Annotated in this window: 21 protein-coding genes and 1 pseudogene; 7 read left to right on the top strand and 15 right to left on the bottom strand. The window is 73.0% G+C overall.

What is annotated here, in order from left to right:
* Window positions 1-61 precede the first annotated feature (61 nt).
* The 6 genes from M2163_RS36980 to M2163_RS37005 all read right to left on the bottom strand — a co-directional run bounded on the left by M2163_RS36980 (window position 62) and on the right by M2163_RS37005 (window position 3,715).
* Entirely contained in the window at window positions 62-688 is a 627-nt protein-coding gene (locus tag M2163_RS36980) for a DUF305 domain-containing protein (RefSeq protein WP_280896164.1), read from the bottom strand.
* 53 nt (window positions 689-741) lie between these two features.
* Window positions 742-1,131, bottom strand: a complete 390-nt coding sequence (locus M2163_RS36985) for a DUF6153 family protein (RefSeq protein WP_280848559.1) — start codon at window positions 1,129-1,131, stop codon at window positions 742-744.
* 141 nt (window positions 1,132-1,272) lie between these two features.
* Complete coding sequence (locus tag M2163_RS36990) at window positions 1,273-1,881, bottom strand: hypothetical protein (RefSeq protein WP_280848558.1); 609 nt, start codon at window positions 1,879-1,881, stop codon at window positions 1,273-1,275.
* A gap of 143 nt (window positions 1,882-2,024) precedes the next feature.
* Window positions 2,025-2,720, bottom strand: a complete 696-nt coding sequence (locus M2163_RS36995) for a DUF1775 domain-containing protein (protein WP_280896165.1) — start codon at window positions 2,718-2,720, stop codon at window positions 2,025-2,027.
* A gap of 70 nt (window positions 2,721-2,790) precedes the next feature.
* On the bottom strand, window positions 2,791-3,417 hold the full coding sequence (locus M2163_RS37000) for a hypothetical protein (protein WP_280848557.1): 627 nt from the start codon (window positions 3,415-3,417) through the stop codon (window positions 2,791-2,793).
* A gap of 73 nt (window positions 3,418-3,490) precedes the next feature.
* Window positions 3,491-3,715 carry a twin-arginine translocase TatA/TatE family subunit gene (locus tag M2163_RS37005; RefSeq protein ID WP_280848556.1) on the bottom strand — a complete coding sequence of 75 codons (225 nt, stop codon included), beginning with the start codon at window positions 3,713-3,715 and terminating at the stop codon, window positions 3,491-3,493.
* A 217-nt stretch (window positions 3,716-3,932) separates the two neighbouring features.
* On the opposite strand from M2163_RS37005, the gene M2163_RS37010 reads away from it, so the two are divergent.
* The 4 genes and pseudogenes from M2163_RS37010 (at window position 3,933) to rox (ending at window position 8,382) form a co-directional block, all read left to right on the top strand.
* Window positions 3,933-5,252, top strand: coding sequence for a hemolysin family protein (locus M2163_RS37010; protein ID WP_280848555.1), 1,320 nt, complete (start codon window positions 3,933-3,935; stop codon window positions 5,250-5,252).
* On the top strand, window positions 5,249-6,271 hold the full coding sequence (locus M2163_RS37015; protein ID WP_280848554.1) for a hemolysin family protein: 1,023 nt from the start codon (window positions 5,249-5,251) through the stop codon (window positions 6,269-6,271). The genes M2163_RS37010 and M2163_RS37015 overlap by 4 nt, the downstream gene beginning before the upstream one ends.
* A 132-nt stretch (window positions 6,272-6,403) precedes the next feature.
* A pseudogene (locus M2163_RS37020) lies at window positions 6,404-6,823 on the top strand (CBS domain-containing protein); the annotation flags it as partial.
* Between the two features lie 134 nt (window positions 6,824-6,957).
* A complete protein-coding gene (gene rox, locus M2163_RS37025) occupies window positions 6,958-8,382 on the top strand; it encodes a rifampin monooxygenase (protein ID WP_280848552.1) in 1,425 nt (474 codons plus the stop codon).
* A gap of 208 nt (window positions 8,383-8,590) precedes the next feature.
* On the opposite strand, the gene M2163_RS37030 is transcribed toward rox, so the two are convergent.
* The gene (locus tag M2163_RS37030) at window positions 8,591-8,935 is read right to left on the bottom strand and encodes a helix-turn-helix domain-containing protein (protein WP_280848551.1); all 345 of its coding nucleotides are present in this window, start codon (window positions 8,933-8,935) and stop codon (window positions 8,591-8,593) included.
* 134 nt (window positions 8,936-9,069) lie between these two features.
* Here M2163_RS37030 and M2163_RS37035 point away from each other — a divergent pair, with 134 nt between their 5' ends.
* A complete protein-coding gene (locus M2163_RS37035) occupies window positions 9,070-9,849 on the top strand; it encodes an ANTAR domain-containing protein (protein ID WP_280848550.1) in 780 nt (259 codons plus the stop codon).
* A gap of 150 nt (window positions 9,850-9,999) precedes the next feature.
* Here the strand turns inward: M2163_RS37035 and meaB are convergent, their stop codons facing one another.
* The 4 genes from meaB to M2163_RS37055 form a co-directional block, all read right to left on the bottom strand.
* Window positions 10,000-10,983: a methylmalonyl Co-A mutase-associated GTPase MeaB gene (gene meaB / locus M2163_RS37040; RefSeq protein WP_280848549.1), complete on the bottom strand. Its 984-nt coding sequence runs from the start codon at window positions 10,981-10,983 to the stop codon at window positions 10,000-10,002.
* Window positions 10,980-13,172, bottom strand: a complete 2,193-nt coding sequence (gene scpA / locus M2163_RS37045; RefSeq protein ID WP_280848548.1) for a methylmalonyl-CoA mutase — start codon at window positions 13,170-13,172, stop codon at window positions 10,980-10,982. The genes meaB and scpA overlap by 4 nt, the downstream gene beginning before the upstream one ends.
* Entirely contained in the window at window positions 13,172-14,980 is a 1,809-nt protein-coding gene (locus M2163_RS37050; RefSeq protein WP_280848547.1) for a methylmalonyl-CoA mutase subunit beta, read from the bottom strand. The genes scpA and M2163_RS37050 overlap by 1 nt, the downstream gene beginning before the upstream one ends.
* A gap of 116 nt (window positions 14,981-15,096) precedes the next feature.
* Window positions 15,097-15,993: a helix-turn-helix transcriptional regulator gene (locus M2163_RS37055; RefSeq protein WP_280848546.1), complete on the bottom strand. Its 897-nt coding sequence runs from the start codon at window positions 15,991-15,993 to the stop codon at window positions 15,097-15,099.
* 102 nt (window positions 15,994-16,095) lie between these two features.
* Between M2163_RS37055 and M2163_RS37060 the strand changes: the two genes are divergently transcribed.
* On the top strand, window positions 16,096-16,791 hold the full coding sequence (locus M2163_RS37060) for an SDR family NAD(P)-dependent oxidoreductase (RefSeq protein ID WP_280848545.1): 696 nt from the start codon (window positions 16,096-16,098) through the stop codon (window positions 16,789-16,791).
* 15 nt (window positions 16,792-16,806) lie between these two features.
* Here the strand turns inward: M2163_RS37060 and M2163_RS37065 are convergent, their stop codons facing one another.
* A complete protein-coding gene (locus M2163_RS37065; RefSeq protein ID WP_280848544.1) occupies window positions 16,807-17,979 on the bottom strand; it encodes a magnesium and cobalt transport protein CorA in 1,173 nt (390 codons plus the stop codon).
* Window positions 17,980-18,130: 151 nt separating this feature from the next.
* On the opposite strand from M2163_RS37065, the gene M2163_RS37070 reads away from it, so the two are divergent.
* On the top strand, window positions 18,131-19,237 hold the full coding sequence (locus M2163_RS37070) for a winged helix DNA-binding domain-containing protein (RefSeq protein WP_280848543.1): 1,107 nt from the start codon (window positions 18,131-18,133) through the stop codon (window positions 19,235-19,237).
* A 152-nt stretch (window positions 19,238-19,389) separates the two neighbouring features.
* Here the strand turns inward: M2163_RS37070 and M2163_RS37075 are convergent, their stop codons facing one another.
* The 3 genes from M2163_RS37075 to M2163_RS37085 all read right to left on the bottom strand — a co-directional run bounded on the left by M2163_RS37075 (window position 19,390) and on the right by M2163_RS37085 (window position 24,206).
* Window positions 19,390-20,181 carry a serine protease gene (locus tag M2163_RS37075; protein ID WP_280848542.1) on the bottom strand — a complete coding sequence of 264 codons (792 nt, stop codon included), beginning with the start codon at window positions 20,179-20,181 and terminating at the stop codon, window positions 19,390-19,392.
* Between the two features lie 213 nt (window positions 20,182-20,394).
* Window positions 20,395-23,211, bottom strand: coding sequence for a LuxR family transcriptional regulator (locus M2163_RS37080; protein ID WP_280848541.1), 2,817 nt, complete (start codon window positions 23,209-23,211; stop codon window positions 20,395-20,397).
* Window positions 23,212-23,375: 164 nt separating this feature from the next.
* On the bottom strand, window positions 23,376-24,206 hold the full coding sequence (locus tag M2163_RS37085) for a LuxR C-terminal-related transcriptional regulator (protein ID WP_280848540.1): 831 nt from the start codon (window positions 24,204-24,206) through the stop codon (window positions 23,376-23,378).
* Between the last annotated feature and the right edge of the window lie 12 nt (window positions 24,207-24,218).

The raw sequence follows: 24,218 nt of genomic DNA on the forward strand, positions 1-24,218 counted from the left end.
CCGAACGTGGTGGTGCCCCGTGCCGGGCGGCACGGGGCACCACGACCGTCATGCGAGCGGGTCAGTTCTCGCCGAGGAGCTTCTTCATCTCGCTGATCTCGGCGTTCTGCGCGGTGATGATGTCACCGGCCATGGCCGTGGCGGCCGGGGACTCGCCCTTGGCCTTCTCGGTGGTGGCCATCTCGACGGCACCCTCGTGGTGCTCGACCATCATGGTCAGGAACATGGTGTCGAAGTCCTTGCCGGACGCCTTCTTCAACTTCTCCATGTCGGCGCCGGTCATCATCCCGGCCATGCCGGAGTGCGCCGAGTGGTCCATGCCGGGCATCGTCTCGGGGACCTGCTCGCCCCAGGTCTTCAGCCAGCCGGTCATGGTCTCGATCTCCGGGCCCTGCGCCTTCTCGATCCGGGCGGCCAGGTCCTTGACCTCGGCGGAGGAGGCGCGGCCGTCGACCATGCCGGCCATCTCCACGGCCTGCTGGTGGTGCGGGATCATGCCCTGAGCGAAGGAGACGTCCTGGTCGTTGTGGGCGTCGGCCGATGACTGCGCGGACGCATTCGCGGACGCCGAGGTCTTCGCGGACGCCGAGTCGTCGCTGTCGCCGCCGCAGGCCGTGAGGGTGAGGGCGGCGCTCACGGCGACCGCCGCGAGACAGGCACGGCGGATCAGGGTACGGGTGGTGCGCATGCTGGAACTCCTGTGCTGTGAAAGGGATCTGGACGTGGCGGAGCACGCCGTGTCTAGATCCGCAGGAGCTGGAGTTCCGCGAGGGAGGGCGGTGCGCGGGAGCCTTCCCGGGACACGGCCGTCCGGGCGCGCAGGCCGACCGTGCCGAGGCAGGTGCCCGACGGGTCGGGCACGAGCGCGGGCAGCACCGGCCCGCCGCTCACGGCCCCCGACACGCAGGTCGCGTCGGCGTGGTGGGGACGACCCGAGCCGCAGCCGTCGTGACAGACCGCGTCGGCGACGACGGCGGCCGACGTCGTCCTGTGCGCCGACCTGCCCTCGTGCCCGCCCATGCCACCACCGGGGGCCAGGGCGTGCATGCCCAGCACTCCCACGAGCAGCCCGAGCAACAGCAGCGCCCGCCACAGGGGCGGACGCGCGGTGGGCTGCTCGGAGCTGATCATCGGGCTCATCCTAGAGAGGGCTGTGCCACGGCTGTGCGCGGACATCGTCCATCCCAGGTACGGCCCGGCACCGCCGACCGTTCAGCACAGTGGGCCTCTCATCCGTGTCGCGATGATCACGACGGCTCTCCCGGACGGGACTCAACGACCTGTTCCGGTGGGACTGGGCGATGCCGTCGCACAGCTCGGCGCCTCGGGCGCGTCCTCGGCGTGCCGCGTCAGCGCGCAGACCGTGCCCAGGGCGACCTTCCACCTCCCGTCCTGGAGTACGGCCGCCCCCGGGCCGCCGGTGTCCAGCCGACGGTCCTCGCGCGCGAGGTCGTAGGCCACCACGGCGTCCGCGTCCGAGGTGTACGCAACGGACGTCACCTCGGCGCGCAACGTGCTGCCGATCGGGTCGCGGAAGAGGTTGTCGATCATCAGGGCGTTCTCGTCGCCGTCCTCGACGGCGTCACTGCGCTGGTCCAGGGAGGACTTCGGGTCGAACAGGACCGTCCACGCCTGCCGGATGTCCTGCTCCGCCCGCTCCGGGTCCGCGGGGGCGGTCGCCGTCGGTGTCGGGGAGGCGGAGGGCGAGGGGGAGCCCCCGGCCGTGGTCGGGGGCGGCGAGCCGGTCGCGGAGGGCCGGCCCGTCCGGGAGGCCCCCTCGTCACTGCCGCCGTCGTCGCAGGCCCCGGTGAGGACGAGGGCGGCGACAGCCAGGGCCACCGCCCAGGTCCCGTGCCGTGCGGGGGAGTTCGCGCAGGTCATGGCACTCCATCTCCGGGTACGCCGTGTGGCTGGCCTACCCGGAGACGGGGGATTCATCCGGGGCGCGGCGGAAAACCCCCGGACCGGGTGCGGCGGTAAACCCCCGGACCGGGTGCGGCGGTAAACCCCCGGACCGTGTGCGCCTACTCCCCGGTGCCGCCCCGCCGCCGTACCGCGAGGACCACCGCGGCGACCGCCACGAGGAGACCCGCGCCGATCCCGGTCCACGCGGCCGCGGACAGGCCGCCCTCGTCGTTCTTGGTGGTGCCGGCGGCCTGCGGGGAGGTCCCGGGCGTCGTCTCCACGGCGGTCGGGGCCGGGCTCGCGGAGGCGCTCGGCGAGGGGCCGACTGCCTTCGCGCCCGGTGCCGCCGCCTTCAGCTTCAGGACCGGCGCCGGGTTCTCCCCGTTCTCGTCCAGCTCGATCCAGCGGTCGACGTGCCCGTCGCCGTAGGTCTGGAGGGTCTTGAAGGGCACCTCCTCCGCGTCGGGCAACTGCCGTACGACGACGGAGTACTCGGCGCTCTCGCCGGTCTTCAGCTCCTTGCCCCCGACGGCGTAGCCGTCGTCGGTCGTGCTGAACTTCCAGCCCTCGGGGCCCTTGCCGTAACTGACGTCGGCCGGGGTGATGCCCGCGGGCAGGACCACTCGCACTTCCTTGATCCCGGAGGTGTCGGACTCGGCCTCGGCGTGGAAGGAGACGGTGACGTTCTCGGCGAGGGCCTGGGCCTTGTCGGCCTCGACCTCGGTGTGGGCGGCGGCCGGTACGGCGGTCAGGAGTACGGCGGCCGCGGTCGCGGCCACCGCGACGGACAGCCGGGACAGAGGGATACGGGACATGGTGGTCTCCAGGCAGGGCGGTACGGCGGGGCGGCCCTCCGGCGTGGGCCGGCACGGCGTCCCCGTGGGGTCAGTGGGCGAGGGCTGTGCTCGCCGCCGGAGGACCCCGCCGCACCACCGGGTGCGCCGGCAACGGCCGCGCGGTGAGCGGCCGTTCGTCACGCGCCGGTACGACCGGCCCCGCGGCCGCCGGTGCCGGGGACACGGGGCGGGCGAACAGCGCCCGGGCGGCGGCCAGTCGGTGCCGTACCGCGTCGAGCGTCGCCGTCACCCCGCGGGCCACCCTCCAGCAGACCGCGTCCGCGCGGTGCAGCAGGACGGCCACGAGCGCGGCGACCAGTGCGTGGGCCGCCGTCATGGCCAGGGAGCCGTGGAACCGCTCGTGCCATGCCCAGTGGCCGTCGTGCACATGTCCGCCGGGGTGACGCGCGGCCGTCGTGAGGGTGAGCCACAGGTGCAGCCCGGACTGCCCCGCGACGCTGCACGCGACGACCGTCGCCAGACGCCTGGGCCGCTGCACACCGATCAGCCCCACCGCGAAGAGCACGGCCGTCGCGGCGGCACCCCGCCCCCAGGGCAGCGGGCCCTCGGCGAGCAGCTGGTGGGCACCGACCCCGAGCACGGTGCCGACGACGGCGAACACCGCGGCCCGCAGGACGGGCAGCGGCGCGCGCGTGGTCGTGGCCGGCAGGTGCATGGCCCGCTCATCATGGATCATCACGCGGCCGGTCGGCAGGGAAACCGCGGAGCGCGTGCGGGTGCCGGCCGGTTCAGCGGGCGCCGGGCCCCTGCTCGGTGCCCTCGGCGGCCCCGGGCCGCAGGACCTCTCCCTGGATGACCTGGCCCTCCGGCCGGTCCTCCCGCGCCGCGCGGGCCTCCGCCTTGAGGATGCGCGTCGACCTGCCCGCCGTACGGACCAGTTCCGGGCCCTTCTTCACGGCGATGACCGCTATGACGACGATCAGGATGATCGCGAGCTCGCTCAGTCCGAACATGGGAAGGCCTCCGTCAGGGTGACGCCGGAGTCGGACGAGATGCCCGCCGGACCGGCAGCGTACCCCGGGCGCGAGGGCACCCCTGTCGATTGCTTTGCCTGTCCTTTACTATTGGTGCGACCCGCCCCGACAGAAGGAGCCACAGTCCCGCAATGGGTGAGCCTCCCAGTACCAGCCCCGCCCCGTGCCGCCCGACCAGGCAGGCGGGGGTGACCCCGTGACCGAGACCCTGCTCCTGGTGTCGGCGCTGCTCCTCACCCTGGCCTGCGCCGTCTTCGTCGCCGCCGAGTTCTCCCTGACCACCGTCGAGCGCGGTGACCTGGAGCGGGCCGCCGAGGCCGGTGAGCGCGGCGCCGAGGGCGCCCTGAAGGCCGTACGCCGGCTGACCTTCCAGCTCTCCGGCGCCCAGCTCGGCATCACGGTCACCTCGCTGGTGATCGGCATGCTCGCCGAACCCTCCCTCGCCGCGCTCCTCAAGGGCCCGCTCAAGGCCGCCGGCCTGGGCGCGGCGGCCGCTCCGGTGGCGACCGCGCTGGGCGTGGCCCTGTCCACCGTCGTGCTGATGGTGGTCGGCGAACTGGTGCCGAAGAACTGGGCGATCTCCCGTCCGCTGGCCGTCGCCAAGGTGGTCGCCGGACCGCAGAGCGCCTTCACCGCGCTCTTCGGCCCGTTCATCCGCCATCTCAACGACACCGCGAACCGTGTCGTACGGCGCTTCGGCCTGGAGCCCGCCGAGGAACTCGCCTCCGCCCGCGGACCCGAGGAGCTCGTCGCGCTCGCCGAGCGCTCGGCCGCCGAGGGCGCCCTGGAGGCCGACTCCGCCGAACTGTTCGTCCGCACCCTGCACCTGGGCGAGCTGACCGCGGAGAACGTCATGACCCCGCGCGTGGACGTCAAGGCCCTCGAAGCCCACGCGACCGCCGCCGACGCCGCCAACCTCACCCACGCCACCGGCCTGTCCCGCTTCCCGGTCTACCGGGACAGCCTGGACGAGGTCATCGGCACCGTGCACATCCGTGACGTGCTCGCCCTGGAACCCGGGACGCGGGCCGCCACCCCGGTCACCGAACTGGCCACCGCGCCCCTGCTGGTCCCGGACAGCCTCCCCGCCGACCGGCTCCTGGAGCGGATGCGCGCCGGCCGCACCATGGCCGTCGTCATCGACGAGTACGGCGGCACCGCGGGCGTGGCCACGGTCGAGGACATCGTCGAGGAGGTCGTCGGTGAGGTCCGCGACGAGCACGACCCCGAGGAGATGCCCGACCTGCGGCCCGCCGGGGAGCGGGCCTGGGAGGCGGAGGGGTCCGTGCGCGTGGACCAGCTCGCCCGGATAGGCCTCACCGCGCCCGAGGGGCCGTACGAGACGGTGGCCGGGCTGATCGCCACCCGCCTCGCCCGCATCCCCGCCAAGGGCGACGACCTGGACCTCGACGGCTGGCGTCTGGAGGTCCTGGACGTCGACCACCACCGCGCCGGCCTGATCCGGATCACCGGACCCGCGCGGGTGCCCGTCCAGGCCCGGCAGGAGGCACGATGACCACCGTCCAGCTGCTCGTCGGCGCCCTGACGCTCCTGACCAACGCCTTCTTCGTGGGCGGCGAGTTCGCGCTGATCTCCGTGCGCCGAAGTCAGATCGAGCCCCGCGCGCGTGCGGGCCACAAGCGGGCCCGGATGACCCTGTGGGGCCTGGAGCACCTCTCCGCGATGATGGCCACCGCCCAGCTCGGCATCACCGTCTCCTCCCTGGTGCTCGGCGCGGTCGCCGAACCGGCCATCGCGCATCTGCTGGAGCCCGGCTTCGAGGCGGCCCGCGTCCCGGACGGCCTGGTCCACCCCATCGCCTTCGTGATCGCCCTGTCGCTGGCCACCTATCTGCACATGCTGATCGGCGAGATGGTCCCGAAGAACATCGCCCTCGCGGCCCCCGTGCCGACCGCGCTGCTGCTCGGACCGCCGCTCGTGGCCCTCACGCGCGCGCTGCGGCCCTTGGTGTTCGGCATCAACGCCTTCGCCAACGCCCTGCTGAGGCTGCTGCGGGTCGAGCCCAAGGACGAGGTGGAGTCGGTGTTCACCGACGACCAGCTCGCCCGGATGGTCGTCGAGGCCGGCGAGGCCGGACTGCTCTCGCCCGCCGACGGCGAGCGGCTCCAGGACGCCCTGGAGCTGGGCACCCGGCCGGTCGGGGAGATCCTCGTGCCGGTCCCGAAGATGCGGACCGTCGACGCCTCGGTCACCCCGGCCCGCCTGGAGCGGGTCGCCGCCGAGGCGGGCTACTCACGCTTCCCCGTCACCGGCCCGGACAGCACCCTGCTGGGCTATCTGCACATCAAGGACACCCTCGGCGTCACCGACCGGGACCGGCCCTTCCCGCGATCCGCCCTGCACCCCGTCACCCGGGTCCGCATCGACACGCCGCTGGACGACACACTCACCGCGCTGCGCGCCGACGGGAGCCATCTGGCGGCGGTGACGGGACAGACGGGGGTCGTCCTCGGATTCGTGACCATGGAGGACGTCCTCACCGAGCTGGTCGGGCCGGCGCCCACCGCCCTGTGACCGCCGGGCGGCCCCGCCGCCCGGCTGGTAGATCTGGGGAACGCCGCTTCCGTGCCGGCCGTGCACACAGCGCACATCACTACCGAAGGAGCAAGCCCGTGTCCGCCACACCGACGGACTCCGCCCGGCCCGAGCGAGGCTGACTCTCAGCTGCTCACCCGCTCGCTCACCGAGCCCGAGACCCCGGTCGGCGACCTCCGGATCCCGGCCGCCGAGATCACCTCGGTGCCGGGCTCCGCGGACCTCGACGCCGTCCTGCGCACGGCCGCCGACCACGACCGCACCCGCATGCTGGTCCGCGAGGGCGAGCTCGTGCTCGGCTCGCTGCACGCCCGTGACGCCCTGGTCGCCCGTGCCCAGGGTCGCACCGGCACCGCCCGCAGCCTGGCCCGCCCGGTTCCGGAGCTGACGGAGGACACCACGGTCGCCGATGCGATCGACCTCCTGCGCCGCAACCGGGCGTCCCTGGCGGTCGTACGGGACGCGGCCGGCAGGCTCACGGGAATGGTCACGCTGGACGACCTGCTGGCGCGGTATCTCCAGCCGCCCTGAACCAGGACGTACAGGACCGAGGGCGAGGATCACCGCTCGCCTCGCCCTCTTCAACGTACAGCCCACGGGGGGCCTTGCGGCAAGATCCCCGTCGTGCCGCACAATCGCCGTCCGGACCAGGGAGGGGGAATCCGATGATCGACGTGATCGTCGTCGGCGGCGGACCGACCGGACTGATGCTCGCGGCCGAACTGCGGCTGCACGGGGTGCGGGTGGTGGTGCTGGAGAAGGAGCGGGAGCCCGTCCCGTACATCCGCGCGCTCGGCCTCCATGTGCGCAGTGTCGAGGTGCTGGACCAGCGCGGTCTGCTGGAGCGGTTCCTCGCGCACGGGAAGCAGTCCCGAACGGGCACCTTCTTCGCGGGCGTCACCAGGGGCTGGCCCGACCGGATCGACACCGCGCACGCCTACACGCTGGCCATCCCGCAGACCGTCACGGACCGCCTGCTGGCCGAGCACGCCGTGGAGGTCGGTGCCGAGGTCCGGCGGGGCGGCGAGCTGGTCGGGCTGAGCCAGGACGAGGACGGTGTGAGCGTCGAACTGGCCGACCGTACACGGCTGCGCTGCCGCTTTCTCGTCGGCTGCGACGGTGGCCGCAGCACCGTGCGCAAGCTGCTCGGGGTCGGCTTCCCCGGCGAACCGGCCACGCGGGAGGCGCTGCTGGGCGAGATGGAGGTGGCTGCGGACCAGGAGACGGTGACCGCCGTGACGACCGAAGTCCGGCGGCGGGAGCAGTGGTTCGGCCTCGGGCCCGTCGGCAACGGCGTGTACCGCGTCGTGGTGCCCGCAGGGGACGTCAGCGAGGACCGCACGGTCGCCCCGACCCTCGACGACTTCAGGCGGCGGCTCCGGGCGGTCGCCGGCACCGACTTCGGTGTGCACACGCCGCGTTGGCTGTCCCGCTTCGGTGACGCGTCCCGGCAGGCCGAGCGCTACCGGGTGGGCCGGGTGCTGCTGGCGGGCGACGCGGCGCACGTCCACGCCCCGGTGGGCGGCCAGGGTCTCAACCTAGGTATCCAGGACGCCTTCAACCTCGGCTGGAAACTGGCCGCCGAGGTCACCGGCCGGGCCCCCGAGGGGCTGCTGGACAGCTACCACACCGAGCGGCACCCGGTGGCCGCGGCCGTGCTGGACATCGTCCGCGCCCAGTCCCTGCTGATGTCCTCCGAACCCGGACCGCGGTCGGTGTGCGGACTGCTGGCGGAGCTCACGCAGTTCGAGGACGTGAACCGCCACCTGGTCGAGAGGATCACCGGAATCGGGATCCGCTACGACTTCGGCGCGGGCCATGATCTGCTCGGCCGACGCCTGCGGGACCTCACGCTGAAGCGTGGCCGCCTGTACGAGCTGATGCACGGCGGCCGGGGACTCCTGCTCGACCGTACCGGCCGGTTCTCGGTGGCGGGCTGGGCGGACCGGGTCGACCACGTCGTGGACGCCGGTGCGGAGCTGGACGTGCCCGCGGTCCTGCTGCGGCCGGACGGTCACGTGGCGTGGGCCGGCGAGGACCAGCGCGAACTGCTGGGCCACCTGCCCAGGTGGTTCGGCGCGGCGGCCTGACCGGGTGCCCCCGTGCACAGACGGGCCGGCGGCCGCCGTCGCCGTCCCGGATCAGGCCGCGTGGCGTCGTCGGAAGGCCGGGGAGTCGGCGGTCGGGCATGGATGGTTGCCCTGTATACGACTCGGATCCCACCGCCCGCCACGCTGGAAAGCGTTTGTCACCGAAGCGGCCGGACGTCAGTGGGGGCAGGCAGCCCCCTGGCGGGCGTCAGGCCGGGGTGCGGCTGCGGCTGTCGGGGAGCGGGTTGCGGCCCTGCTCGTCCTGGACGAGCAGGGACAGCAGTGCCGCCACCGTCAGGCCGGCCTCGGCGGGGTGGCGCAGCACCTTGCCCGGATCGATCCGGTACGTGTTGCTGCGCCCCTCCCGTACGTGGGAGAGGTAGCCGTCCTGCTCGAGATCGGAAATGATCTTCTGCACGGCGCGTTCGGTGAGCCGGCAGTGCGCGGCGATGTCGCGGATCCGGGTGCTGGGGTTGTCGGCGATCGCGGCCAGCACTCTTGCGTGGTTGGTGACGAACGTCCATCCGGTGTGGGACTCGGGCACTCCATCCATGGCAGCAGTCTAGCGACCGAACATTCACGCATTCAAAAACCGGAACTTGGTTTCATGTATTGGTTGACGTATGTTGTCGGCAGAGGCGAATCTGAGGGACAGAGACACCCGCCGAGCACTTGAGGGAGAGGGCCATGTCGGAACCTGCGCACTCTGCGCAGCCCCTCACCATGCTGGACGCGCGCCCCCCGTGTCTGGCCACGATCAGGACGGTGGTGGCAGGGGAACGCACCGTCGTCGCCTGTCGCGGTGAGTTCGACATCGGAGCCCAGGAGCTCCAGACCGAGCTGTACGCCGCCCTCGACCGCTCGGCCACCGGGGTGGACCTGGATCTCGACGAGGTCGGGTTCTGCGACTGCGCCGGTCTCAACGTCCTGCTGGACCTGCGCCGGCAGGCCCTCGACCACGGCAAGACGGTCACCGTCCGGGCGTGCAGCCCGACCGTCGGACGCCTGCTCGACCTGACCGGGGCGCGGGAGCTGTTCGTCACCGAACACACCGGCGGCCCCGTCGGCGCGGCCCCGGCCGCCGGACCCGGGCCCCTCCCCGACGCCGAGGAACAGCCCCGGCCCATGGACGTCGACCGGGAACTGCGGGTGGAGGTCGACCAGTTGCGCCGGGCGATGCGCACCCGGCCGGCCATCGACGTGGCCCGCGGGATCGTCATGGCCTCCTTCGGGCTGAGCGCCGAGGACGCCTGGACGGTGCTCGTCACCGCCTCCCAGAACACCAACACCAAGATGCACCACCTCGCCGAGGACCTGATGGGCGCCGTCCACGGGGACCCGGTGCCGGAGCGGGTGCAGCGGCAGCTGGCGGTGGCCGTCGCCAAGGTGCGGGGGACGTCCGCGGCGACGGCGACCGACGACGGGGCGCGGCCGGACCGGCGGGCCCAGCCTTCGGCAGCCGCGTGAACCTCCTCGCCGAGGTACAGGGCGTCGGCGATGGCGCGGTTGCCGTGGCCGTCGGCACGACCTCCCGCGCCCGGTGCGTCAACCCCGGTGCGGGGCCGACCACATGGCCGAGGTCGCCGACGACCTCGTGGGCGAGCCCTGTCGCGAGGGTCAGCCCGTGTCCGTGCCGAACGCCCCCAGGATGCGTTCGGCGGCGAGCGTGGCCGTCAACTCACCGTTCCTGACCCGCTGTTCGAGCTCGGGAGCGAGGGCGCGGACGGCCGGGTCGGCGTGCAGCCGGCCGAGGAGCTCGTCACGGACCATGGACCAGGTCCAGTCGACCTGCTGGTCACGGCGTTTGGCGGCGAGCCGGCCCGTGGAGTCGAGCAGGGTGCGGTGCTGTTCGAGGCGCTCCCATACGGTGTCCAGGCCGGTCGACTCACGTGCGCTGCAGCTCAGCACGGGCGGGGTCCAGGCCGCGTCCTTGCCGTGCATCAGGCGCAGCGCGCCCGCCAACTCCCGTGCCGCCGCCTGCGCGTCCCGCTGGTGCGGGCCGTCCGCCTTGTTCACGGCGATCACGTCGGCCAGCTCCAGCACCCCCTTCTTGATGCCCTGCAACTGGTCACCGGTGCGGGCCAGGGTGAGCAGCAGGAAGGAGTCGACCATGTTGGCGACGGCGGTCTCCGACTGGCCGACGCCCACGGTCTCGACGAGGACGACGTCGTAGCCCGCCGCCTCCATCACCACGATCGACTCCCGGGTCGCCTTGGCCACCCCGCCGAGCGTGCCCGCGGTGGGGGAGGGCCGGACGAAGGCAGCCGGGTCGACGGCCAGGCGCTCCATCCGGGTCTTGTCGCCGAGGATCGAGCCGCCGGTGCGGCTGGAGGACGGGTCCACGGCGAGCACGGCCACCCGGTGTCCCAGCGAGGTGAGCAGGGTGCCGAACGCGTCGATGAACGTCGACTTGCCCACGCCCGGCACCCCGCTGACGCCGATCCGCCGGGCGCGGCCGCTGTGCGGGAGCAGCTCGGTGAGCAACTCCTGCGCCAGCACCCGGTGCTGGGGCCGGGTGGACTCGACGAGCGTGATCGCGCGGGCGATCAGCGCGCGCTTCCCGTCGAGGACGCCCTTCACATAGGTGTCGACATCGATCACAGCTCGTGCCCGAGGTCGGCCGAGAGCCGCCGGACGAGGTCGTGGGCCGCGTCCGGGATCACCGTCCCGGGCGGGAAGACGGCCGCCGCGCCCATCTCCAGCAGCGTGGGCACGTCCTGCGGGGGGATCACCCCGCCGACGACGATCATGATGTCCTCCCGGCCCTCCTCGGCCAGCGCCTCCTTCAGCGCCGGTACGAGGGTGAGGTGACCGGCCGCCAGCGAGGAGACGCCGACGATGTGCACGTCCGCCTCCACGGCCTGGCGGGCCACCTCGCCCGGGGTCTGGAACAGCGGGCCGACGTCGACGTCGAAGCCGAGGTCGGCGAAGGCGGTGGCGATCACCTTCTGGCCGCGGTCGTGGCCGTCCTGGCCCATCTTGGCGACCAGGATGCGCGGCCGGCGGCCCTCGGCCTCCTCGAAGGCGTCGACCAGGGCACGGGTGCGGTCCACGGAGGGCGACTCCCCTGCTTCGTTGCGGTACACGCCGGAGATCGTACGGATCTGGCTCGCGTGCCGGCCGTACACCTTCTCCAGGGCGTCGGAGATCTCGCCGACGGTGGCCTTGGCGCGGGCCGCGCGCACGGCAAGCTCCAGGAGGTTGCCCTCGCCGTCGGCGGCCCGGGTCAGCGCGTCCAGCGCGTCCCGGCACGCGGTCTCGTCCCGCTCCGCGCGCAGCCGCCGCAGCTTCTCGATCTGCTGGGCCCGCACGGAGGAGTTGTCGACCTTGAGGACCTCGATCGCCTCGTCGGTCTCGACCCGGTACTTGTTGACGCCGATCACCGGCTGGCGGCCGGAGTCGATACGGGCCTGGGTGCGGGCCGCGGCCTCCTCGATGCGCAGCTTGGGGATGCCGGCGTCGATCGCCCTGGCCATGCCGCCCGCCGCCTCCACCTCCTGGATGTGCTGCCAGGCCTTGCGGGCGAGGTCGTACGTCAGCCGCTCCACGTACGCGCTGCCGCCCCACGGGTCGATGACCCGGGTCGTGCCCGACTCCTGCTGGAGCAGCAGCTGGGTGTTGCGGGCGATGCGCGCGGAGAAGTCGGTGGGCAACGCCAGTGCCTCGTCGAGGGCGTTGGTGTGCAGCGACTGCGTGTGGCCCTGGGTCGCCGCCATCGCCTCGACACAGGTGCGCGTGACGTTGTTGAACACGTCCTGCGCGGTCAGCGACCAGCCGGAGGTCTGCGAATGGGTGCGCAGGGACAGCGACTTGGGGTTCTGCGGGTCGAACTGCCTGACCAGCTTGGCCCACAGCAGCCGCGCCGCCCGCAGCTTGGCGATCTCCATGAAGAAGTTCATGCCGATCGCCCAGAAGAACGACAGCCGGGGCGCGAACGCGTCCACGTCCAGGCCGACTTCGCGTCCCGCGCGGATGTACTCGACACCGTCCGCCAGGGTGTACGCCAGCTCCAGGTCGGCGGTCGCGCCCGCCTCCTGGATGTGGTAGCCGGAGATGGAGATGGAGTTGTAGCGCGGCATCCGCTGCGAGGTGAAGGCGAAGATGTCGGAGATGATCCGCATCGACGGCTTCGGCGGGTAGATGTAGGTGTTGCGGACCATGAACTCCTTGAGGATGTCGTTCTGGATGGTCCCGGCCAGCTTCTCGGGCGGCACGCCCTGTTCCTCCGCCGCCACGATGTACAGCGCCAGCACCGGCAGCACGGCGCCGTTCATCGTCATCGACACGGACATCCTGTCGAGGGGGATCCCGTCGAACAGCTGCCGCATGTCGTAGATCGAGTCGATGGCCACGCCCGCCATGCCGACGTCACCGGTCACGCGCGGGTGGTCGCTGTCGTAGCCGCGGTGCGTGGGCAGGTCGAAGGCGACCGACAGGCCCTTCTGGCCGGCCGCGAGGTTGCGCCGGTAGAAGGCGTTGGACTCCTCGGCGGTGGAGAAGCCCGCGTACTGGCGGATCGTCCAGGGCTGGTTGACGTACATCGTCGGGTACGGGCCGCGAAGGTATGGGGCCGTGCCCGGGTACGTCTCCAGGAAGTCCAGGCCCTCCAGGTCGGCGCCGGTGTAGAGCGGCTTGACCTCGATGCCCTCCGGTGTCTCCCACACCGGACCGTCCCCCTGTGTGGCCTGCTTCACGGCCGTACGCCACTCGTCGGCGCCGCCGTCGGTGGCCGGGGTGCCCAGTTCGATCCCGGTGAAGTCGGGGACGGAGGGGCCGGCGGGGGCGGTCATCAGGACACTCCCATGCGGTCGAGGGTGGCGGTGAGCACGGCGACGGCGTCGCAGCCCGCGAAGACGTAGGAGTCCACGCCCTCGTACGGCCCCGGCCGCCCGGCGAGGAACACGTGCCGCGCCCCCGCCGACCTGAGGGTCTGTACGACGTCGTCGGCCTGCTCCTCGTACAGCGCGTCGCTGGAGCACAGACAGGCCTCGGTGGCGCCGCTCTCCTCGAAGGTGCCGTCGGTGACGGGCTCGATGCCGCCGGCCTGGAAGAGGTTGGCGGCGAAGGTCAGACGCGCGGTGTGGGCGGCGGCCGGACCGAGCGCGGCGAGGAAGACGCGGGGCCGGGACCCGGTGGCCGCGAGGTGGGCGTCGGAGCGGGCGCGCAGTTCCTCGTACGCCTCGTCGCGCCGCACCCGGGGCAGGCCGCCGGTCCGGGCCTCCGGGGCGGGGGCGCGCTCCACGGGCTTCTCGCCGAGGTGCGGGAACTCGCTGACACCGGTGATGGGCTCGCGCCGGGTGGCGAGCCTCTTGGAACGCTGCGCCCACGTCGTCGCCAGGTCGGTGCGGAGCCGGCCGGAGCGCAGGACGGCCGCCTGGCCGCCGTCGCGTTCGATCGTGCGGAAGAACCGCCAGGCGGCCTCGGCGAGTTCGTCGGTCAGCCGCTCCACGTACCAGGAACCGCCCGCCGGGTCGATCACCCGGGACAGGTGCGACTCCTCGACCAGGATCGTCGAGGTGTTGCGGGCGATGCGGCGCGCGAACGCGTCCGGCAGGCCGAGCGCGTGGTCGAAGGGCAGCACGGTGACGGCCTCCGCGCCGCCTACCCCGGCGGCCAGGGTGGCGATCGTCGCGCGCAGCATGTTCACCCACGGGTCACGGCGGGTCATCATCACCGGCGACACCACGGCGTGCTGCGCCTGCGCCCCGGCACCGGGCGCCCCGCACACCTCGGCGACCCGCGCCCACAGCCGGCGCGCGGCTCGCAGCTTGGCGATCGTGAGGAACTGGTCGGCCGTCGCCGCGTACCGGAACTCCAGCTGCGCACAGGCCTGTTCGACGCCCATCCCGGCCTCGGTCAGTGCGCGCAGATAGGCGACGCCGGTGGCGATCGAGGCACCCAGCTCCTGCGCGGCCGAACCGCCGGCCTCGTGGTACGGCAGCGCGTCCACGGTCAGCGCCCGCAGCCCCGGGTACTTCTCGGCGCACGTGCGTGCCAGGGGAACCACCGGCGCGAAGTCCGAGGCCTCGCCGGTACGGGCCTCGTGGCCGAGCGGGTCGGCGCCGAGGCTGCCGCGCGCCGCCGTGCCGGCGATGCCGCGCTCGTCGTAGAGGCGCAGCAACGCGTCCGCGGCGGTGGCGAAGTCGCCGCCCGCGTCGAGGACGACCGGCGCGAGGTCGAGGTAGACGCCGTCGAGGACCTGGCCGAGGGAGGCGACCGGGATGCCGCCCTCGCCCACGACGAGCCACAGCGAGGTGACACCGTTCTCCAGGTCCGTGAGCACCGCGGTGTTGTCGGCGACCGCGTGCCGCTGCCGTACGTCCCAGCCGCCGGTGGTGTTCCCCTCGGGGCGGGCGCCGCGCACGAAGGGCGCGAAACCGGGGAGGCCGGGGTCGGGTGCGGTGTCGTGCGCCGTGTACAGGGGACGGGTGCGCAGCCCGTCCTCGAGCGCGGTGGACAGGGCGTCCTCCGCTGCCGCGCCGGAGACTTCCTTGCCCGACTTGCGCAGGACACCCGCCACCAGGCTGTGCCACTGATCAAGGTTCGCGTCAGGGAACTCGGCGGCCAGCGAGAGCCCGTCGTCAGGCAGGACCGTCATGCTCGGATGCTAGGCCAGACGGCCGAAGGAGCAGCAGGGGGCACGGCTGTGACCTTGCCCGCAACGACACTGTGACCCCGGTCTCCCGCGGCCGGCCGGGGTGTGGTCGCCGTGCCTCACGGCGACTCGTCCCGGGGCTCGCCGGAGGTGGGGGAGGAGGAGAACGACCGGAAGCCGTCGGCGCGTACGCCGCCCGTGACCCGGAGGAACTCCAGTTTCTCCGCGTCGGCGGAACCCGCGGCCACCGTGTAGACGACGAGGCGGATGTCGCAGCCCGGGACGGTGAGCACGTCGCAGTCGCAGGTCACCTCGCCGACCTGGGGGTGCACGACGGTCTTGCGCGCCGAGACGTGCGGTCCGACCGCGCCCTCGTCCCACAGCCGGGCGAACTCCGCACTGGTGGACCGCAGTTCCTCGACGAGGTCGGCCAGGCCGCGGTCGCGGGGGTAGGTGACGAGGGCGGTGCGCAGATCGGCGACCAGGGCGGGGCCCAGGGCGTCTCCGTCCTGGAGCACGGGCCAGGCGGCGAGACCTGAGGGCCCGGTGGTGAAGACCGACCGCACCAGGTTTCGCTCGACGGACGTCCGGGCGACGGGATCGCCCAGGAGCGCCGCCCACGAGGGGGTCCAGGACAGCAGGGTCCAGTCGGCGCTGAACACGCCCACGGGGAACTCCCCGAGGCGGGCCAGCATGCGCTGGACCCCCGCCGGGACATGCGTGGAGATCGTCCCCTCCTGGGGAGGCAGCAGGCCGGCCAGCCGGTAGGCATGGTCACGCTCCACGGGCTGCAGTTGCAGTGCCCTGGCCAGGCTCGCGACGACCTGCGCCGAAGGGCTCGTGGCGCGCCCCTGCTCCAGCCGCACCACGTAGTCGACCGAGAGCCCCGCGAGGTCGGCGAGCTCCTCGCGGCGCAGCCCCGCCGCCCGTCGGCCGGGCCGCGAGGGCCGTCCGACGTCGGTGGGGGAAAGCCGGTCGCGCCAGCGGCGCAACGCCCTGCCCAGAGTCTCGTCCACCCGCCCATTGTGGGCGCCGTACGGCCGCCGTGCCTGGTACCGGCAGTCCTACCGTCGCCCGGGGCACTGGTTGTCCTCCCGCGCCGGGCCGAGGCTGAACCCATGACCACGACCTTCATCACCGGAGCCAACAAGTCCCTCGGGTACGAGACCGCCCGCCGTCTGACCGAGGCGGGGCACACAGTCCTCGTCGGCGCACGTGATCCCGAGCGCGGCCGCTCCGCCGCCGAAGCGCTCGGCGCCCGGTTCGTCCGGATCGACGTGACCGACGACGCGTCGGTCGCCGAAGCCGCCGCCGACGTCGCGGCCCACGAGGGCGCCATCGACGTCCTGATCAACAACGCGGGTGTCCTCGGACCGCACGTGCCCGCCGACGAACTCACGGCCGCCGACGCGACCGCGGTGTTCGACGTCAACGTCGTGGGGATCGTCCGGGTGACGCACGCGTTCCTGCCCCTGCTGCGCAAGTCCTCGAACCCGGTCGTCGTCAATGTGTCCAGCGGCATGGGGTCGTTCGAACTGACCCATGACACCTCGCGTGCCGAGGGCCGGGCCGTGGCCCCGCTGTACACCGCGTCGAAGGCCGCCGTGACCATGCTGACCACGCAGTACGCGAAGTCCTGGCCGGAGGTGAAGGTGAACGCGGCCGACCCCGGTTACACCGCGACCGACTTCAACGGTCACAGCGGCCCGCAGACCGTGACCGAGGGCACCGACGCGATTGTCGAACTCGCCACCCTCGGCCCGGACGGCCCGACCGGCGTCTTCCGTGACCGCCACGGGGCGGTGGCCTGGTGAGACCTCGACCCGGGATCAGAGCCAGTCCCGGCGTTTGAAGATCACGTACAGGCTCACGCAGACGACCCCCATCAGCCCGATCGCGAACGGGTACCCGAACCTCCAGCTCAGCTCCGGCATGTGCTGGAAGTTCATTCCGTAGATCGTGCCCACCAGCGTGGGGGCGAACAGGATCGCCGCCCAGGAGGAGATCTTCTTGATCTCCTCGTTCTGCTCGAAGCCCGCCTCCGCCAGCGCCCGCATCTCCGCGTTCTGCTGCTGGGTGACGAGCGTGGCGTTGACCGTGAGGATGTCGGTGAGGGCCTGGCGGAAGCCGTCGACCCGCTCGCTGGTGTGGGTGACGTGGTCGGCGACGTCCCGCAGGTAGCGCTGGAGCTCCTCGTCCGTGCCGTACTTGGCGAAGCCGGCCATCAGGGCGTGCAGCATGCCGACCAGGGGGCGGGTCGCGCGCTGGAACTCGACCATCTCGCGGGAGAGTTCGTAGATGCGGCGGGAGACCTCCGGGTCACCGCGGAAGACCTCCGTCTCGATCTCGTCGATGTCGTTCTGCACGCCCGCGACGACCGGCGCGTAGCCGTCGACCACCGCGTCCAGGATGGCGTAGAGGACGGCCTCGGGGCCCAGCCCGAGCAGCTCCGGTGTCTGCTCCATGCGGTGGCGCACCGCCGAGAGGTCCGGGGCCGCCCCGTGCCGGACCGTGATCACGAAGTCCGGGCCCACGAACACGTGCAGTTCGCCGAAGTCGACCTCCTCGGGGGCGTCCAGATAGCGGGCCGCCCGCAGGACCACGAAGAGCGTGTCGCCGTAGCGCTCCAGCTTCGGGCGCTGGTGGGCCTCCATCGCGTCCTCGACGGACAGCGGGTGCAGGTCGAATTCCTCGGCCAGGGAGAGGAGTTCGCTCTCCGGCGGGCGGGCGAGGCCGATCCAGGCCATGCCGGAGGGCTGTTCGCGCAGTTCACGGAAGGTGTCCGCGAGCGTCGCGGGCGAGGAGACGCGCACACCGTCCCGGTACAGCGCCGCCTGGACGATGCTCGCCGGCTCGGGCGGCTCGGGGGCAGCGGGTTCGGCGGCCGGCACCGCACTCCTGGGTGGCGCGGAGGGCGGCGTCAGGGCGCGGCGCCAGGCGGACTTCCTGGCGGAGCCCTTCGAGGAGTTCTTCGCGGCGGGACGTGCGCGTCGCTCGGACATCGTGGCGGCCTCTCGCTCTGGGGTCGAGCCGCTGTCGGCGGGATCACGGAGCAGGGTATACGGGGCAAATGACATCCTGGGCGGGGCCGCGCGAGGGCGCGGTGAGAGTTGCGGACAGAACCCGTCCGCAAGCCCCTCTAGCGTGTACCTCATGACGAAGACGACCACGTCGGCCCCCGTGCTCGGCATCCGCGCCCTGAACCGCGCGACCCTCGACCGGCAGCTGCTCCTGCGCCGGTCCGGTCTGTCCGCGAAGGCCGCCGTCGGGCATCTGCTCGGTCTGCAGGCCCAGAACGTCAAGCCGCCGTACTACGCGCTCGCCGCCCGCCTCGACGGTTTCACCCCCGAGGCGCTGTCGCAGCTGATGGCCGACCGGGAGGTCGTCCGGATCGTCACCATGCGCTCGACCATCCACACCCACACCGCCGAGGACTGCCTCACCCTGCGGCCCCTCGTGCAGCCCGCCCGGGACCGCGAACTCACCACCTTGCGCAAGGGACTTCAGGGCGTCGACCTCGACCGCCTCACCGCCCTCGCCCGGGAGCTCGTCGAGGCCGAGCCGCGCACCATGAAGGAGCTGCGCGAGGCCCTCCTGACCGAGTGGCCGGACGCCGACCCGCAGGCCCTCGCCATCGCCGCCCGCTGCCGGCTCCCCCTCGTCCAGGTCACCCCCCGCGGGCTGTGGGGCAGGAGCGGCCAGGTCGCGCTCACCACGGCCGAGCACTGGCTCGGCCGCCCCGCAGAACCCGCCCCCGCCCCCGACGCCACCGTCCTGCGCTACCTCGCCGCCTTCGGGCCCGCCTCCGTCAAGGACATGCAGACCTGGGCCGGGCTCACCCGCCTCCGCGACGCCTTCGAGCGGCTCCGCCCGCAGCTGCTCGTCCTCCGCGACGAGAACGGCGTCGAGCTCTTCGACCTCCCCGACGCGCCCCGCCCCGCCGAGGACACCCCGGCCCCGCCCCGCTTCCTGCCGGAGTTCGACAACCTGCTGCTCTCCCACGCCGACCGCACCCGTGTGGTGCCGAAGGAGTACTGGGGCCGCAGCTGGCAGGGCAACCAGGCCTACCGCACGCTCCTCGTCGACGGTTTCCTCGCGGGTGTCTGGAAGCTCACCGCGGACACCCTCGTGGTCGAGTCCTTCGGCCGGCTCACCAGGGCCCAGCGGGAGGAGGTCACCGCCGAGGGGGAGCGGATGCTGGCCACGCTGCACCCGGGGACGCCGTACGACATCCGGTTCGGGACCGTCGTGGGAACGTGACCCCCGGTGAGGGAGCTCTCGGTCCTGGCGGTCGTTCACACACGGATCGCACCCATGGACAGGGGGCGTTGCGGGCCGCTCGTGGAGGCCCGCAACGCCCCCTTGCTTCGCACCCGAGCATCGGTGGGACGCTCAGGAGTGCCTCTGGGGACCTACGAGTTGACCTGCGCGGTCACCAGGCTGGAGAAGGTGGTCAGCCGGGTGTAGACACCCGGGTAACCGGCCTGCGCACAGCCCTCTCCCCAGGAAGTGATCCCTGCCAGGACGCCCCCGATGAGCAGGGGACCGCCGCTGTCGCCCTGGCAGGTGTCTGTGCCGCCGGAGGTGTATCCGGCGCAAACCATGTCGGACTTCACGAAGTCCGAGCCGTAGGAGCTCGCGCAGCTGGTGTCGGACACGATCGGGACGGTCGCGGTCCGCAGCTGGTTGGAGGAGCTGCCGTTGGACGAGGTGGTGCCCCAGCCGAGGATGCGGGCCGTGGTGCCGGCCGCGTACACGCTCGTCTGGGAGGAGGAGACGTACGACGCCGTCGTGTACGGCATCGACGTCGACAGGGTCAGCACGGCCACGTCGTCGCCGTTGGTGGCGTCCGTGTAGTCCGGGTTGATCCAGATCTTGCTGACGCGGCTGACCGTGCCGTTGGTGCCGTTGAGGTAGGTGCGGCCGCCGACGACTCTGACGCTGCTGGTGGTCTCGCCGACCATGCAGTGGGCCGCGGTGACGACCTTGGTCGCGGAGACCAGGGTGCCGCCGCAGAACTGGTTCTGCGAGGCGTCCGTGATCTGCATCATGAACGGGTAGGCGGTCGTGGTCGTCGTCGTACCGCCGACGATGGGCTGGGGAGCGGCGACAGCTTGGGGGGCGCCGAGCAGCGCGGTGGCGGTGGCGGCGGCGGCCGCCAGACCGACGGCGCCGGCCTTCTTCGCACGGGTGAGACCGAACATCGGTGAGTCTCCTCGGGGTTGCCGGTGGGGGGTCGCGCGGGTGTGGGGGTGATGCACGGGGGTCGCGGGACCGACCCCCGTATGCCCGGCGAGCGGCATGTGCATAAGCTAGAACCGGGCGGTTCCCGCTCCCAATGAGGGAACCCCCTAAGGGAGTTGGGCAGGGAAAACCCTCGGTCGGCCCCGGGGGCCGCGGTTCTGACGGTCCCTCGGCTACGGCCTGCGGCCGGCCGCCAGGCGGACGATGTCCACCCGGGAGCGGATCCCGAGCTTGCGGTAGACCCGTGTGAGCGTCGCCTCGACCGTCTTCACACTGATGAACAGCCGGGCGGCTATCTCCCGGTTGGTGGCGCCCTCCATCACCAGCGCGGCCACCTGACGCTCCATCGAGGCGAGCCCCTCCAGGCTCTCCAGCCCGTCCGCCGCGACGGCGTGCGCGGGCTCCGGCTCCACCGGCCGGGACAGCGCGGCCGCCTCCACCTGGCGCAGCCACGGCAGCGCCCGGCAGCGCCTGAACAGCCGGGCCGCCTCGTCGTACGACGTCGGACCGGGCCGCCGGGTGCGCAACTGGGCCAGGGCGAAGGCGGCGCGGGCCTCCTCCAGGCCGTGGCCCAGTTTGGCGAGACGATCCTGGACCGAGGTCAACTGCACCAGCGCCGCGTCGTGTTCACCCCGCGCCGCCCGCACCAGCGCCTCGGCCCGGTCGAGCACGGCGAGCACGCTCTCCCGGCCGAGCCGGAGCGCGTTCACCCGCGTCACGTCGATGACGTCCTGCGCCTCGCCGGTCTCCCCGATGCGTACCAGGGCCTCGGCGAGGTCGCCCTGCCAGCGGCCGCGGGCCGGGTCCGTGATGCCGAGCCCCTGCTCCAGCTCGCGCACCCGGCGCAGGGAACGGACCGCGCCCGGCGCGTCCCCGGCGACGAGCTGGGCGTAGCCGAGCGCGGTCAGGCCCCGGGACTCGTACATCTGGTCGCCGTTCTCCTCGGCGTGGACGACCGCCTCCCGGCCCAGCTCCAGCGCCCGTTCGACCTGTCCGCCCGAGGCCTCCGCGAAGGAGGCGAGCACGGCCGAGGCCACCTCGCCGATCCCGGTGTCCCGGGCCATCAGCAGGCTCTCCCGGGCCAGGTCGAGCGCGCGTCCGCAGTGCCCGGAGCGCAGTTCCGTCTCGGCCAGCCCGCGCAGGAAGTGCACCTCGCTCTCGACCGACCCGCGCCGCCGTACCTCGCGCAGCAGCGCGGTGACCGTCGCACGGGCCTCGGGCAGCTGGTCGCTCATGATCAGCCAGCGGAAGCGGGAGTACCCCGCCCCGTTGTGATGGACGGCCACCCGCGGGTCCTGGGGCTCCTTGAGAGCGCGCTTGATGGTCGTGGGGGCGTCCGGGTGGCCCATCAGGGTCTCGATCTGGGCCTGGAAGGCCAGTGCCATCAGCTCGTTGTAGCGGTCCCCGGCGCGTGCGGCCAGCGCCGCCGAGCGGGCGGCCTCCCCGCGCGCCTCGTCGAAGTCGCCCTCGACGAGCAGCGCGCGCCAGGCCAGCTGGTAGCGGATCAGGGCGAGCAGCTCGGGGTCGTCGCCCGCGTCGGCCAGGGCCTGCGGGAAGACCGCGTCGACCTCCGTCATGGCGTGGCCCGCGGTGTCGATCACGATGATCCAGGCCCGCACCCGGTCCGCGGGCACGGTGGCCCGGGTGAGCACGTCGCGGGCGATGTCCCGGGCGAGATCGAGCTCACCGGCGGTGATGGCGTCCTCGGCCGCCGTGAGCCGCCGCACGTCCGGGGCGGGCACGCTGTCGGCGGGGGTGTGCCGGGCCGACAGCAGCCCGAGGGAGGCGGCCATCGAGGGCGCGCCCCGGTCCCGGGCCAGGGCGGCGGCCTCGGCGAGCCGGGCGGCCACCTCGGGGTCGGTTCCGGTGGTCGCGAGGGCCAGGTGGCGGGCCCGTTCGATCGGGTCGGAGGCGGCCGTGGACAGCGCCCGGTGCGCGTCCCGCCGCTCCTGCGCGGGCGCCTCCGCGTACAGCGCGGCGGAGATCAGCGGATGCGCGAAGCGTACGGCGGGCCCCTCGGCCTCCGTCGCGAGCAGGCCCAGCGCGGCCGCCTGTGCCATCTCGGCCTCGGCGTCCCCGCGGCCGGCCGCGTGCAGCAGGGCCGGGGTGGGGCGGGCGCCCGCGCTCGCCACCAGGAGGGTGCGCCGGGCCTCCTCGGACAGCATCTCCAGGCGGCTGAGCACCAGGGCCCGGAGCGAGGTGGGCACCGGCAGCGGCTCGCCCGGGCGGGGCGGGGTCGGGTTCTCGGTGAGCGCGCGGCCCAGTTCCAGGGCGTAGAACGGGTTGCCGCCGCTGGTGCGGTGGATGTCCCGGACGGTGGAGCGCTGGAGGCCGGTGTAGCCGCGGTGGTCGAGGAGCGCGGCCACCTGGGCGCGGGTGAGCGGGTTGAAGCGGACGGCGAGACTGTCCGGCGGCAACGCGCGTAGATGGCGGTCGTACTCGGGGCCGTCGGTCCGGACCGCGCACAGCATCCGCACGGGGATGTCGCCGAGCCGGCGGGCGGCGAAACCGAGCAGCTCCAGGCTCGCGGGATCCAGCCACTGCACGTCGTCGGCGACGACCAGGACCGGCCCCTCGGCGGCGAGGGCGCGCAGCGCCGACAGCACCGCGAGGCGCAGGGCCAGACCGTCGCGCTGGAGGGTGGACTCGCCCCGGCCGGTCAGCGCCGATTCGAGCGCGGTGCGCTGGGCCGCGGGCAGCTTGTCGGAGATGTCGTCGAGGACCAGGCCGAAGAGGTCGGCCAGGGCCAGGAAGGGGAGGTGGGATTCCGACTCGGTGGCCGAGCAGCGCAGAACGGTGTGGGCGGCCTCGCCGCATTCCGCGGCCAGGGCCCGCAGCACGGTCGACTTTCCGATTCCGGCCGGACCGTGCAGGAGCACGCTGCCGCCGCGGGCCAGCTGCTCGCGGGCCTGTCCGAACAGCTCGTCCCGGCCGATGACCAGGTCGGGGCGGCATCTCGCAGGCTCCTGGAAGTCGCGTGGCACGGTCACCGCTCCCCTCCCTGTGTCGTGTCCTGGCCAATATTAGGCAAGGTGCTTCGAAATTCGACGGGAAGATGTGGTGAGGGAGACAACAACCGGTTCCGTAGGGGAGAAATTCAAAGCGCCCGTGAATGATGGAGTTGTTCACGAATGGTACGGGAGCGGCCGGGTTGTCAGGGCAGCAGTCCCGCCCGGCGGGCGGCCACCACCGCCTCGCCCCGCGTCCCGGCCCCGAGCTTGCGCATGGCCGACCGCAGGTACGCCTTGACCGTCTCGGCGGTCACGCCCAGTCGGTCCGCCGCCCCGGCGTTCGTCGCCCCGGCCGCCACACAGGCCAGCACGTCCAGCTCACGGGGGGCCAGACGGACCCCCTGCACGGGCACCGGACCTGCGGTCAGCAGCGCGCAGGCGTCCAGCAGCTCGGCCCGCAGCGCGGGATCGCCGATCCGCGGGGCCAGCGCCCGCAGCGCCGCGTGCGCCTCCCGGACCTGCTCCCGCGCGAGGGCGTCGCCGTGACCGGGCTCCGCCCGCGCCGCCGCCAGCACGTCGCGCGCCTCGTCGCCTACTACCAGGGCCTGCTCCACGTCCCGGGCCGCGTCCACCGCCGCCGTCAGCATGCGGTCACCCAGGGGCCGGGCGTCGCGCAGGGCGCCGTACAGGACGCCCCGCACCCGGCGCCGTACCACCACCGGGACGGCCAGCACCGAGCGCAGGCCCTCCGCGGCGACGGCGGCGTCGTACTCGTGACTGATCTGCCGGGACAGGGGGTAGTCCGCCACGGCGCACGGGCGGGCCAGCGCGACGGTCTTGCCGCCGAGGCCGTTGCCCGAGGTCACCGCCAGCGAGAGCAGGGAGGTGGTGGCCGTGCCGCTGAGTTCGCTGATGCGGATCTGCGGGCGGCCGGACCCCACCAGACCGCCGAAGGCGACCGGGAGGCCGGTGGTGCGCCGCAGTCGCACGAGCGCCCGCCGGATCTCCATCGCGCCTGCCGCGTCCACCGTCACCTGTTCGTCCCT

It is taken from the genome of Streptomyces sp. SAI-135 (assembly GCF_029893805.1).
Taxonomy (GTDB): domain Bacteria; phylum Actinomycetota; class Actinomycetes; order Streptomycetales; family Streptomycetaceae; genus Streptomyces.